Source organism: Halomonas sp. KM-1, assembly GCF_000246875.1.
Taxonomy (GTDB): Bacteria; Pseudomonadota; Gammaproteobacteria; order Pseudomonadales; family Halomonadaceae; genus Halomonas; species Halomonas aerodenitrificans.
Genome location: NZ_BAEU01000062.1, coordinates 1 through 12,241, shown reverse-complemented (window position 1 = coordinate 12,241; position 12,241 = coordinate 1). Strand labels below are relative to the sequence as shown.

General features: G+C 65.1%; 11 protein-coding genes and 1 pseudogene. 9 read left to right on the top strand and 3 right to left on the bottom strand.

Annotated features, from left to right (window positions below; genetic code table 11):
* On the bottom strand, nucleotides 1-640 hold a 640-nt coding region (locus B8115_RS06515; protein ID WP_010626964.1), incomplete at its 3' end, for an aldehyde dehydrogenase family protein.
* A gap of 301 nt (nucleotides 641-941) precedes the next feature.
* On the opposite strand from B8115_RS06515, the gene B8115_RS06510 reads away from it, so the two are divergent.
* From B8115_RS06510 to B8115_RS23175, 7 genes are all read left to right on the top strand, one after another.
* Entirely contained in the window at nucleotides 942-2,246 is a 1,305-nt protein-coding gene (locus B8115_RS06510) for an L-fuconate dehydratase (protein WP_010626963.1), read from the top strand.
* Between the two features lie 22 nt (nucleotides 2,247-2,268).
* Nucleotides 2,269-3,285 (top strand): 4-hydroxythreonine-4-phosphate dehydrogenase PdxA, encoded by a 1,017-nt coding sequence (locus B8115_RS06505; RefSeq protein WP_010626962.1) that lies wholly within the window; start codon nucleotides 2,269-2,271, stop codon nucleotides 3,283-3,285.
* 148 nt (nucleotides 3,286-3,433) lie between these two features.
* A complete protein-coding gene (locus B8115_RS06500; protein WP_010626961.1) occupies nucleotides 3,434-4,426 on the top strand; it encodes a TRAP transporter substrate-binding protein in 993 nt (330 codons plus the stop codon).
* A gap of 55 nt (nucleotides 4,427-4,481) precedes the next feature.
* Nucleotides 4,482-4,949: a TRAP transporter small permease gene (locus tag B8115_RS06495; RefSeq protein WP_010626960.1), complete on the top strand. Its 468-nt coding sequence runs from the start codon at nucleotides 4,482-4,484 to the stop codon at nucleotides 4,947-4,949.
* 9 nt (nucleotides 4,950-4,958) lie between these two features.
* Nucleotides 4,959-6,233 (top strand): TRAP transporter large permease, encoded by a 1,275-nt coding sequence (locus B8115_RS06490; protein ID WP_010626959.1) that lies wholly within the window; start codon nucleotides 4,959-4,961, stop codon nucleotides 6,231-6,233.
* Between the two features lie 18 nt (nucleotides 6,234-6,251).
* On the top strand, nucleotides 6,252-7,145 hold the full coding sequence (locus B8115_RS23180) for an NAD(P)-dependent oxidoreductase (protein WP_010626958.1): 894 nt from the start codon (nucleotides 6,252-6,254) through the stop codon (nucleotides 7,143-7,145).
* A 12-nt stretch (nucleotides 7,146-7,157) separates the two neighbouring features.
* Complete coding sequence (locus B8115_RS23175; protein WP_010626957.1) at nucleotides 7,158-8,069, top strand: amidohydrolase; 912 nt, start codon at nucleotides 7,158-7,160, stop codon at nucleotides 8,067-8,069.
* A gap of 71 nt (nucleotides 8,070-8,140) precedes the next feature.
* On the opposite strand, the gene B8115_RS06480 is transcribed toward B8115_RS23175, so the two are convergent.
* Nucleotides 8,141-8,794 carry a GntR family transcriptional regulator gene (locus tag B8115_RS06480; protein WP_010626956.1) on the bottom strand — a complete coding sequence of 218 codons (654 nt, stop codon included), beginning with the start codon at nucleotides 8,792-8,794 and terminating at the stop codon, nucleotides 8,141-8,143.
* 72 nt (nucleotides 8,795-8,866) lie between these two features.
* On the bottom strand, nucleotides 8,867-9,643 hold the full coding sequence (glcC, locus tag B8115_RS06475) for a transcriptional regulator GlcC (RefSeq protein ID WP_010626955.1): 777 nt from the start codon (nucleotides 9,641-9,643) through the stop codon (nucleotides 8,867-8,869).
* A 197-nt stretch (nucleotides 9,644-9,840) separates the two neighbouring features.
* Here glcC and glcD point away from each other — a divergent pair.
* Nucleotides 9,841-11,347, top strand: a pseudogene (glcD, locus tag B8115_RS06470) (glycolate oxidase subunit GlcD).
* A 2-nt stretch (nucleotides 11,348-11,349) separates the two neighbouring features.
* The coding region (gene glcE, locus B8115_RS06465; RefSeq protein WP_010626952.1) for a glycolate oxidase subunit GlcE at nucleotides 11,350-12,241 on the top strand (892 nt) is incomplete at its 3' end.

Here is a 12,241-nt window from a genome sequence, read left to right as displayed (position 1 = left end):
GCCCGGCCAGCTCGGCCAGGGCCAGCGCCGAGAAGGGCGTGCTGGATGCCGGCTTGACCACCACCGTGCAGCCGGCCGCCATGGCGGCGGCGGCCTTGCGGGTGATCATCGCGTTGGGGAAATTCCAGGGCGTGATGGCGGCCACCACGCCGACCGGTTCCTTGGTGACCACGATGCGGCGATCCCTGGCATGGGCCGGAATGACGTCACCGTATACCCGCTTGGCCTCTTCGGCGAACCACTCGATGAAGGCGGAGCCATAAGCGATCTCGCCCCGGGCCTCGGCCAACGGCTTGCCCTGCTCCAGGGTCAGGATACGGGCAAGATCCTCCTGGTGCGCCATGCACAGCTCGTACCAGCGCCGCAGGATGGCGGCTCGCTCCTTGGCGGTCCTGGCCTTCCACTCCGGCAGGGCTAGGTCGGCTGCCTCGATGGCTTCACGCACCTGTGCCTGAGGCAGGCGGGGCACGCTGCCTAGCCGCGTGTCGCTGGCCGGGTCGATCACCTCGATGACCGCCTCGTCGCTGGCATCGACCCAGCTTCCATCGATGTAGGCATGCTGCCTGAACAGCGCCGGGTCCTGCAGCTGCGGCTGCCGACCACCGGTCGGGCTGTGATTTTCTCCACTCTCCTCGCGCATCTTCTCCTGCCTCCTCTCGCATCACGGTTTGTCTGATCACGGACTTTCTGATCACGGACTTTCTGACGAAGAACGATTCTGAGACTTTGAATTATGAATCCAGAATTAAGAATCATACTTTCGTCGAGAGGAAACCGGACGCGCCGCATCCTCGAGGACCACGACAGGGCCTGCAGTGCGTTTCGATAACCGCTGGTTAACGTAGATACGAAAAAAACGATTGGAAGGTTATTGGATTGCCCACCAGGCTGGGTTGGACAACAAATCTTTACTTCTCTTAGACCTTGCTGGAATTGTCGCCATGACCACCATCACCCGTCTCGAGGTTCAGGACATCCGCTTTCCTACCTCACGCTCCCTGGATGGCTCCGATGCCATGAACGCGGCGCCGGACTACTCTGCCACCTACGTCACCCTGCACACCGATGCCGGGAACGGGCTCAGCGGCCACGGCCTGACCTTCACCATCGGCCGCGGTAACGAAATCTGCGTCAAGGCCGTAGAGTCGCTGGCCTACCTGATCGAGGGCCGCCGGCTCGACGACATCACCGCCGAGATGGGCCGCTTCTGGCGCGAGCTGACCAGCGGCGACAGCCAGCTGCGCTGGATCGGACCGGAGAAGGGCGCGATCCACCTGGCCACGGCGGCCATCGTCAATGCCGTCTGGGATCTGTGGGCCAAGGCGGAAGGCAAGCCGGTGTGGAAGCTGCTGGTCGACATGCCGCCCGAGCAGCTGATCCGCTGCCTCGACTTCCGCTTCGTCACCGACGCCCTGACTCCCGAGGAAGCGCTGGGGTTACTGCGTCGCAATGCAGCCGGCCGCGCCGACCGTGAACGGGAGATGCGCGAGCATGGCTACCCGGCCTATACCACCTCGGCCGGCTGGCTCGGCTACGACGATGACAAAGTGCGGCGCCTGGCGCGCGAGGCGCTGGCCGAAGGCTGGACGCACTTCAAGCAGAAGGTGGGCGGTAACCTGGAGGAGGACCGTCGTCGCGCCCAGATCCTGCGCGAGGAGATCGGCTGGGAACGCGCCCTTATGATGGACGCCAACCAGATGTGGGACGTCGACGAGGCGATTGCCAACATGCGCCGGCTGGCCGAATTCGATCCGCTGTGGATCGAGGAGCCGACCAGCCCCGACGACATCCTCGGCCACGCCGAGATCCGACGCCGGCTGGGCTCGATCGGGGTGGCCACCGGCGAGCACTGCCACAACCGGGTGATGTTCAAGCAGCTGCTGCAGGCCGGTGCCCTCGACTACTGTCAGGTCGATGCCGCCCGTCTCGGCGGGCTGAACGAGGTCATCGTGGTGCTGCTGCTGGCCGCCAAGCATGGCGTGCCGGTCTGCCCCCACGCCGGCGGCGTCGGTCTCTGCGAGTACGTGCAGCACGTCTCGCTGTTCGACTATATCGCCGTTTCGGGCTCTCTCGAGGGGCGCATCCTCGAATACGTCGATCATCTGCACGAGCACTTCGAGCACCCCGTGACGATCCGCAACGGCCGCTATCAGGTGCCGACCGCCCCCGGCTACAGCATCAGCCTCCACCCCGAGTCGCTGTCACGCCACCTCTACCCGGACGGCGCCGCCTGGCAGGACGGCTGACCCACTACGAAGGAGACCCAAGATGACCCACTCAAGACCCTGCATCGCCGTGCCCCTGGGCGACCCGGCAGGCATCGGCCCCGAGCTGGTCGCCAAGCTGCTGGCCGACCGCCAGGCAATCGAAGGGAGCGACGTGGTGGTGGTGGGCGACCCCTGGCTGTGGCAGGAAGGCCAGCGGGTGGCCGGCACCGCGCTCACGCTGCCCGAGATCGCCGCCTGGGAGCAGGCCCGCGGCCAGGCCGGCCCCGTACTGCTGCCGCTGAACACCATCCGGCCAGAGGAGGTCGAGTTCGGCCGGGTCGATGCCGCCTGCGGCGCCTCGGTGCTGAAGGTGTTGGCCCACTGCCTGGAGGCCGCCCAGGCGGGGCGAATCGATGCCATCTGCTTCGCCCCGCTCAACAAGCTGGCCATGAAGCAGGGCGGCCTGCGCCATGAGGACGAGCTGCACTTCTTCGCCGAGTACCTGCAGGTCCCGGGCGAGGTGTGCGAATTCAATACCCTCGGCAACCTCTGGACCTCGCGCATCTCCTCCCACGTACCGCTCAGCGAGGCCGCCGGCTACGTTACGCCGGAGCGCATCCTGAACGCCACCCGCCTGATCCACGACGCCCTGGTGGCAGCGGGCGTGACGCAGCCGCGCATCGCGGTGGCGGCTATCAACCCCCACGCCGGCGAGGGCGGCACCTGCGGACGAGAGGAGATCGACGTCATCGCACCGGCCGTTGAGGCCTGCGTCGCCGCCGGCTACCCGGCCCAGGGTCCTTTCCCTGCCGACACCCTCTTTCGCCGCGCCCGCGACGGCGAGTTCGACGCTGTCGTCACCATGTACCACGACCAGGGCCAGATCGCCCTCAAGCTGCTGGGCTTCGAGCGTGGTGTCACCGTCCAGGGCGGGCTGCCGATTCCCATCACCACGCCGGCCCATGGCACCGCCTTCGACATCGTCGGCCAGGGCAAGGCCAGCGTCGAAGCCATGCGCCACGCCTTCACCATCGCCTGCCGCATGGGCACGCATCATGCCCTCAGCCGCAGCGCTTAGCCGAATCGACAAACATGAGTAGACGAAAGTATATATAAAAATAATGAATTATGAGTTCATAATGACATCAGCATATTGAAGGCACGTCCGCGCCCCTGGCGCCGAGCCAGGGGCGCGGCCCCCCTCTACAACAACAACGAGGTCCAGCATGAAGCTCAAACATCGGTTCCCTCTCACGCTAGCGGCAGCCTTTCTCCTTGGCCTTGCCTCCGCCTCCGTCTCCGCCACCACGCTGCGTTACGCCCACGTCGGTGCGGAAGGCGACGCACAGACCCGCTTCGCGTCGGAAGCCTCCGCCGCCATCGAAGAAGCCACCGATGGCGGGGTCAGCATCACCATCTTTCCGGCCAGCCAATTGGGTGGCGTAGCAGAAATGGTGGATGGCGTATCGCTGGGCTCCATTTCCATGGCCCATCACGAGTTCGCCTCCCTGGCGCAATCCGTACCGGATATCGCGGTGTTCAATGCGCCCTTCATCTATCGCGATGCGGAGCATGCCCTCAGGGCCACTGACCCGAACTCGCCGGTCATCAGCGAGATGAACGAGCAACTGATCGACGAGGCCGGCATGCGCATCATCGGCAGGATGTACCGCGGCGCTCGCCACATCACGGCCAACTTCCCCGTGGAATCACCCGACGATCTGGCAGGTAAGCCATTTCGTGCCGTACCGCTCGATATCTGGATCTCCATGGTCCGGGGCTTTGGTGCAGACCCTACCCCGGTAGAGGTCTCGGAGCTGCCCACCTCCCTGATGACCGGGCTGGTCGTGGGCCAGGAAAACCCCTTGACCATGATCCGTTCCGATAACCTGCACGAAGTGCAGTCGCATGTTTCGCTGACCGGCCACATGCACTCCATCCTCGCTGTCTTCATCAACGAGAACGTATGGCAGTCCCTGGACGAGGAATACCAGGAGGCCATCACCAACGTGCTGACAGAAAAGGCGGAAGAGTCGCTGCGCTGGGCGCAGGAGACCGAAGAGGAACTCATCGAAGAGCTGACTCAGCGCGGCATGACCATCATTACCGAAGAGGATGGGCTGGATATCGACGCCTTCCGCGAGCAGGTGCTGGCACAGATCAACCGCGACTACCCCAATTTCGAGCCCTACATCGAAATGATCGGGGAAGTGGAGTAACGGTACCGGCGAGGGGCGATGGCCTCTCGCCGGAACATGACCCGATGGGTGAAAAATGAGATACCCAAGAAAGTGGCTCGAGATTTTCTGCGCCCTGCTTCTCGCCGGCATGATCCTGGTGCCGTTCCTGCAAGTGCTCTCTCGCGACCTGCTCGGTACCTCGATCCCCGGCTCCGGCGAACTGACGCGCTTTCTCCTGATATGCCTCGTCTTTTCATCCTACCCGCTGGTCATCGCCAGCGGCGAAAACATACAGATGTCAGAGCTGCGCGACTCCCTTCCGGTCATGTCGAGACGATGGCTGAACCGGCTGATCATGGCAGCCTCCATCATCATCTGCCTGTTCGTTGCCTACTCCGCCGCCACCACCGTGCAGACGAATTTCAACAGAGCGACCCCGGTACTGAAGATCCCTTATTGGATCTTCTTCGGCACTACCGTTCTTGGCCTCTTGGGCGCAGCCCTGGTGCATCTTCTGCAAGGCGCGAGCACGACCGATAACAAATCCGACTCCGGCGTATAAGGCACCTCCATGGGCTTGATCATCCTTGGCATCTTTCTCGTTCTCTTTCTGCTCGGCTTTCCGGTCGTCTATGCAATCCTGATTCCTTCTGCGATATACGTATTACTCGAGGGCCTGCCGCTGGGCCTGATGGGACAGCGCGTCACCTATGCCCTGGACAGCTTTCCTCTGGTGGCCGTACCCATCTTCATCTTCGTCGGCAACCTGATGAACCAGGCGGGCATCACCGACCGTATCTTCCATTTCGCCAACACCCTGGTCGGCCGGGCGCCGGGCGGGCTGGCTCAGGTCAACATATTCTCCAGCCTGATCTTTTCCGGCATGTCGGGCGCCTCGCTCGCCGACGTCGGCGGACTCGGCAAGATCGAGATAGAGGCGATGAAGAAGCGCGGCTACGGAGCGCCCTTCTCCGCCGCCGTCACGGCCTCTTCCGCCGTCGTCGGTCCCATCTTTCCGCCCAGCATCCCGCTGATAGTCTACGGCTCGGTCACCAGCGTCTCGATCGTTCAGCTGCTGCTTGCCGGCATCGTGCCGGCGCTCATCTGCATCGTGCTGCTGATGATCACGGCGGCCCTGCTGGCGCTGCGCCACGACATGCCGAGGGCCGAGCGCTGGCCGACGTTGATGGAGCTCAACCGTGCCTTCATCCCCGCCCTGCCCGCCCTGCTGGCCCCGGTATTGATGATCTCCGGCATGCTCATGGGCCTGTTCACTCCCACGGAAGCGGCCGCGGTAACGGCAGCCTACGTCGTCTTCATCAGCGCCGTTCTCTATCGGGAGCTCACCTGGTCGCACCTCATGTTCTCGCTGCTGGCCACGCTCAGGACGACGAGCGCCATTCTGATCATCGTGGCGGCGGCGGCCATGTTCGGCTGGATCCTCTCCGTCGAGCAGATTCCCCAGCGCTTCGCTGCCTTCATACTGCAGATCTCCCACGAGCCGCTGATGCTGCTGCTGATCGCCAATCTCATCTTCCTGATCGCAGGGATCTTCCTGGATTCCACCACGGCGACCCTGCTGATCGTGCCGATCGTGGCCCCGCCCATGGTGCTCGCCGGCGTCGATCCCGTGCATCTAGGCATCGTGTGCATCTTCAATCTGATGATCGGCCTGCTGACACCGCCGATGGGCCTCTCGCTGTTCCTCGTCTCGTCCATCGCCAAGGTATCGCTGCGCCAGCTGTTGAAAGCGCTGATCCCCTTTTACATACCGCTCGTCGCCACCTTGGCCATCATCACCTTCGCCGCCGATCTGGTGCTGTGGCTGCCAAGTTTCATGCGCTGAGAATGCAAGGAGTTCACCATGACGATTTCCACCGTTGGTTTCATTGGACTGGGCAAGATGGGTAGCGGCTTCGTGTCGCGGCTGATCGACGAAGGCTATGCCGTGGTCGGCTACGACATCGAAGCGGCTCACTGCGAAGCGGCAAAAGCCCGCGGCGCCGACATCGCCGACTCGCCGGCCGCGGTGGCCGCACGGGCCGATCTCATCCAGATCTGCGTGACCACCAGCGCCGCCGTGGAGGCGGTGGTGCTCGGAGAGAACGGCATCGCCGAGGTTGCTCAGGACGGCGGCAAGGTCGTGGTCGATCACTCCACCACGGAGCTGGAGACCACCCGGCGCCTGGCAGCGGAGCTCGAGCGGCGCAACGGCATGGCGTTCGTGGATGCTCCAGTGTCCGGTGGGCCCGGCGCCGCCGCGGAAGGTCGCCTGGCCATCATGGCAGGCGGCACGACAGAGGCCATCGCAGCCGTAACGCCGGTCATGGAGCGGCTCGGCCAGTTCACTCATATGGGCGAGGTGGGGGCGGGCCAGGCCACCAAGCTGATCAACCAGGCGCTGGTGCTCTCGAACTACTGCGTGATCGCCGAAGCCTGCAACCTCGGCAACCGCTTCGGCATCGACGTGAGCAAGATCCCCGAGGCGCTCTCCTCGGGCTATGCCGGCAGCAACCTGCTAAACGACCTGCTGCCGCGCATGGTGGAGAGCGACTTCGAGCCGCGCGGCTATGCGCGTCAGATCCTCAAGGACCTACACATGCTGCAGGACGCGGCCAACGCGCTGAACGTCGCCATGCCCATGGCCGGCATGGCCAACTCGCTCTACAGCATGCTGATCGCCCAAGGCAAGGGCGAGCTCGATGGCGCCGCCATCGTCACCCTGCTGGAAGACCAAGCGCGACAGGACAATGCATGAGGGGTCATTAGCATGAACGACTTTCCGATCGTCGATGCCCATCAGCACTTCTGGGATCTCGAGCGCAACTACCTGCCCTGGCTGTGCGACAAGACGCCCATTCCCTTTCGCTACGGCGACTACAGCGCCATTCGCCGCAACTACATGCCCGCGGATTACCGCCACGACACCCGGGGCTTCAACGTGGTTGGCAGCGTGTTCGTGGAGACGGAGTGGGACCCTCGCACACCGGTGGCGGAGACTCGCTGGGTGCATGAGCTGGCCGAGCGCGAGGGGCTGCCGACGGTGATGGTCGCCCAGGCCCGGCTCGACCGGCCCGATGTGGAAGAGGTTCTGGCTGCCCACTGCGACCACCCGCGCGTGCGCGGCATCCGCCACAAGCCCGCCGCCGCGAGCTCACCCGACAAGGTGATCCCCGGCGCCACCGGCTCGATGGGCGACCCAGCCTGGCGCCGTGGTTTCGCCCTGCTCGCGGCCCATGGGCTCTCCTTCGATCTGCAGACGCCCTGGTGGCACTTCGAGGAGGCTGCCGAGCTGGCGGAGTCTCATCCCGCAACCCAGATCGTCATCAACCACACCGGGCTGCCGGCGGACCGCAGCGAAGCCGGGCTTGCCGGCTGGCGCCGGGCGATGGAGCGAGTGGCCGCCCAGCCCAACGTGGCGGTGAAGATCTCCGGCATCGGTGTACCGGGACAGCCCTGGAGCGTCGAGACCAATCGCCGCGTCGTGCTCGAAACCATCGAGGCCTTCGGCGTCGAGCGCTGCATGTTCGCCAGCAACTTTCCCGTCGACAGCCTGGTGGCGAGCTTCGAGACGATCTTCTCGGGCTTCCTGCGCATCACCGAAGGCTTCGCGCCCCAGGAGCGCCGCCTGCTGTTCCACGACAACGCGGTGCGTTACTATCGCATGCCGCTGGGGCAATGAGCACCAAACGCAGATGCCACCCCTGGGGGCGGCATCTTCGCACTGAGTGAACGGATCTGGGCAATCTGGCGCTACTCGGCCATTTCCTCAAGAGCCGACATCTCCACTTTGTTGCGCAGGTGACAGCGAAGGATCTCTCCGAGTGCAGCTCCATTACGAGCCCGCAGCGCTTCGACCATGGACTCGTGCTCACTAACCGCCTGAGACCAGTAGTCCTTGCTCAGCTCGGCGGTGAAGCGCACCCGGCGCACGCGATGGTTGAGATTCTTGTAGACGTCGATGAGCACGTCGTTCTGCGAGGCGACCACGATGGCTTCGTGAATCTGCTGATTGGTCAGCAGGTACTCCTGCATGTTGCCGCCCTTGTAATGCGCCAGCATCTGATAGTGCAGGGCTTCGATATTCGCCAGCTCCGCGTCGGAAATACGCGTTCCGGCCAGCTCGCCCGCCAGGGCCTCGAGGCTCTGCATCACTTCGAAGGTGTTCTTCAACGTGGTGCGGGTCAGCTTGGCAACACGCGCGCCCCGATTGGGCAGCAGCTCGACGAAGCCTTCGTGAGCCAGCACCTTGAGCGCCTCGCGCAAGGGGGTACGGGAAACGCCGAACTGTTCGCACAGCTGCTTTTCGGGAACCCGGCTGCCGGGAGCCAACACGCCTTGCGCGATCAGATCGCGAACCCTTTCCGCCACTTCACCGTGAAGCGTACTCTGCCTGATCTTGTCCATTGGCTTCACTTCTATAACGAATAAATCTAATTATGCATTCAAAAAAAAGGAGCGTCAATTGAGTCGCGGCTCTCAGCCCCACTCGTCGAGACGCATGGCCGAACGCTCCAGGCGCTGATCCTCGGCCTCGATCTCGCGCAGCTGCGCCTCGATACCGTGAAGGTGATCGAGCGCCGCACGGCGGGCGGCCTGAGGCTTGCCCTCCATCACGGCCCGATAGAGCCGCGCATGCTGACGATTGATCATGGCCCGCGGTCTTTCACGATGATAGAGGTTCTTCACCGAGGCGAACACGGAGCTGAGCAGCAGATCGGTGAGCGACTGCAGCGTATGCACCAGCACCGGATTGTGCGAGGCCTGACAGATCGCCAGGTGAAAGGCGTGGTCGAGATGGGCCAGCCGCTCCACGTCTATCGCCTGACCCGCTTCGACGTATTCCGCCATCGCTTCGTAGCGGCGCTGGATCAGCACCCGATCCGCCGGCGTGGCCCGCTCGGCCGCCAGCCGGGCCGACTCCCCTTCCAGCAGCGAGCGCACCTCCAGCAGATCGTAAAGGGTGCGCGGGTGGTCGCGGAAGAGATGCATCAGCGGGCTGTCGTCACGCCCGGCCACCAGTTCGGCCACCACCGAGCCCCGCCCCTGACGAGTGACGATGATGCCCTTGCTGCGCAGCACGCGCAGCCCTTCGCGCAGCGAGGTGCGCGACACGCCGAGGCGCTCGCACAGGCGCCGCTCCGAGGGCAGCAGCTGCCCGGGGCGAAATACGCCGTCGAGAATCAGCCGCTCCAGGCGTTCCGCCACCGCATCGGGCGTCAACGTCGCTGAGACGCGCTCATGTTCCTGCTGCATTGGTTCTCCCAGGGTCTCGTTCCAAGGCTGGCGCTCAAGCACAGTCCCTGCCATGCTGTATCATGAAAATAATTTCCAATATAATGCCAAACAACTGGTCATACCAGTAGACCGCAGGCTGGACAGGGGACACACCAGAGCGCACATTGAGCGCCTGACGTACGAACCCCTGCCGCATGACTCGCAGAGAGGCAATCATGAACATCCTCTATGACGAACGGCTCGACGGTCCGGCCCCGGAGATGGACAGGGCCGGCATCCGCGACGCGCTGCTGAAGGCCATCCCGGGCATGACCCTACTGCACCGCGAGGAGGACATGCGCCCCTTCGAGTGCGACGGCCTCTCCGTCTACCGTACCCTGCCGCTGCTGGTGGCGCTGCCCGACTCTCTCGACCAGGTCCAGCGCCTGCTGGTGGAGTGCCATCGCCTCGGCGTGCCGGTGGGTCACCCGCGGCGCCGGCACGGGACTCTCCGCCGGCGCGCTGCCGCTCACCCACGGCGTGCTGCTGGTGATGTCGCGCTTCTCGCGCATTCTCGAGATCGACCCCGAGGCGCGCATCGCCAGGGTCGAGCCCGGCGTGCGTAACCTGGCCATCTCCGAGGCGGCCTCGCCCTACGGCCTCTACTACGCTCCGGACCCCTCGTCGCAGATCGCCTGCTCCATCGGTGGCAACGTGGCCGAGAACGCCGGCGGCGTGCACTGCCTCAAGTACGGCCTCACCGTGCACAACGTGATCAAGGTCGAGGTGCTCACCATCGAGGGCGAGCGCATGACCCTGGGCAGCGATGCCCTGGACGCCCCCGGCTTCGACCTGCTGGCGCTGTTCAACGGCTCCGAAGGCATGCTCGGCGTGGTCACCGAGATCACCGTCAAGCTGCTGCCCAAGCCCGAAGTGGCCAAGGTGCTGATGGCCAGCTTCGACGACGTGGAGAAGGCCGGCAACGCAGTCGGCGCCATCATCGCCGCCGGCATCATCCCCGGCGGCCTGGAGATGATGGACAAGCTGGCCATCATCGCCGCCGAGGACTTCATCGGCGCCGGCTACCCGGTGGACGCCGAGGCGATCCTGCTGTGCGAACTCGATGGCGTCGAGGCAGACGTCGACGACGACTGCGAAACCGTGCGCCAGGTGCTGGAGAAGGCCGGCGCCACCGGCATCCGCCAGGCCCGCGACGACGCCGAGCGGGCCAAGTTCTGGGCCGGGCGCAAGAACGCCTTTCCCGCAGTGGGCCGCATGTCGCCCGACTACTACTGCATGGACGGCACCATCCCCCGGCGCGAGCTGGCGCGAGTGCTCAAGGGCATCAGCGACCTCTCCGAGCGCTACGGCCTGAAAGTGGCCAACGTCTTCCACGCCGGCGACGGCAACATGCATCCGCTGATCCTGTTCGATGCCAACCGCGAGGGCGAGCTGGCCGTGGCCGAGGCGCTGGGCGGCGAGATCCTCGAACTGTGCGTCGAAGTGGGCGGCACCATCACCGGCGAACACGGCGTCGGCCGCGAGAAGATCAACCAGATGTGCGCCCAGTTCCGCCCCGACGAACTGGCCACCTTCCGCGCCGCCAAGGCCGCCTTCGACCCGCACGACCTGCTCAACCCGGGCAAGAACATCCCTACCCCGGCACGCTGTTCGGAGTTCCGCACCATCAAGAGCGCGGCGGCCGACACCGCTTCCGTCGTGCAGCAGGGCGGACAGGAGTGACCATGACCAACGCAACGACTCCCAAGGACCACGACGCCAGCGCTGCCCTGGCCGAACGCATTCGCCAGGCCAGTGCCGAGGGCGCGCCGCTGCGCATCGTCGGCGGCGACACCCGCTACTTCTACGGTCGCGAAGTGGAGGGCAGCGAGCTCTCCACCCACGAGCACCGCGGCATCAGCTTCTACGATCCGGTGGAGCTGGTGGTCTCGGTGCGCGCCGGCACACCGCTGGCCGAACTCGAGGCGGCGCTGGCCGAGCAAGGCCAGATGCTACCCTTCGAGCCGCCCCGCTACGGCATTGCCAGCACCGTGGGTGGCATGGTCGCCACCGGCCTCTCCGGTCCGCGCCGCCCCTGGGCCGGCAGCGTGCGCGACTTCGTGCTTGGCGCGCGAGTGATCAACCACGAAGGCATCGAGCAGCGCTTCGGCGGCGAGGTGATGAAGAACGTCGCCGGCTACGACCTGTCGCGGCTGATGGTGGGCGCCCAGGGCGGCCTGGGGCTGATCACCGAGGTCTCTTTCAAGGTGCTGCCGATTGCCGGTGCCACCCACAGCCTGCACCTGGAGCTTTCCCTCGACGAGGCCCGCCGGCGCCTGGCCGAGTGGGGCCGCGAACCGCTGCCGATCAGCGCCGCCGCCTGGCTCGACGGAGCTCTGCACCTGCGCCTGGAAGGCGGGCCGAGCTCGGTGGCCGCCACCCGCGCACGCATCGGTGGCGACGACCTCGACAACGGCTTCTGGACCGCCCTGCGCGACCAGCGCCTACCCTTCTTCAGCGAAGGTCGGGCGCCGTTGTGGCGGCTCTCGCTACCCCACCGTACGCCAGAACTGGAACTGCCCGGTGTCGACGAGCGGCTGATGATTCACGACTGGGCCGGCGCCCAGCGCTGGCTGC

What these genes read in the sequence shown, in the direction of transcription:
- B8115_RS06510 (WP_010626963.1), top strand. Translation starts at nt 942, where the DNA reads ATGACCACCATCACCCGTCTCGAGGTTCAGGACATCCGCTTTCCTACC.
- B8115_RS06505 (WP_010626962.1), top strand. Translation starts at nt 2,269, where the DNA reads ATGACCCACTCAAGACCCTGCATCGCCGTGCCCCTGGGCGACCCGGCA.
- B8115_RS06500 (WP_010626961.1), top strand. Translation starts at nt 3,434, where the DNA reads ATGAAGCTCAAACATCGGTTCCCTCTCACGCTAGCGGCAGCCTTTCTC.
- B8115_RS06495 (WP_010626960.1), top strand. Translation starts at nt 4,482, where the DNA reads ATGAGATACCCAAGAAAGTGGCTCGAGATTTTCTGCGCCCTGCTTCTC.
- B8115_RS06490 (WP_010626959.1), top strand. Translation starts at nt 4,959, where the DNA reads ATGGGCTTGATCATCCTTGGCATCTTTCTCGTTCTCTTTCTGCTCGGC.
- B8115_RS23180 (WP_010626958.1), top strand. Translation starts at nt 6,252, where the DNA reads ATGACGATTTCCACCGTTGGTTTCATTGGACTGGGCAAGATGGGTAGC.
- B8115_RS23175 (WP_010626957.1), top strand. Translation starts at nt 7,158, where the DNA reads ATGAACGACTTTCCGATCGTCGATGCCCATCAGCACTTCTGGGATCTC.
- B8115_RS06480 (WP_010626956.1), bottom strand. Translation starts at nt 8,794, where the DNA reads ATGGACAAGATCAGGCAGAGTACGCTTCACGGTGAAGTGGCGGAAAGG.
- glcC (WP_010626955.1), bottom strand. Translation starts at nt 9,643, where the DNA reads ATGCAGCAGGAACATGAGCGCGTCTCAGCGACGTTGACGCCCGATGCG.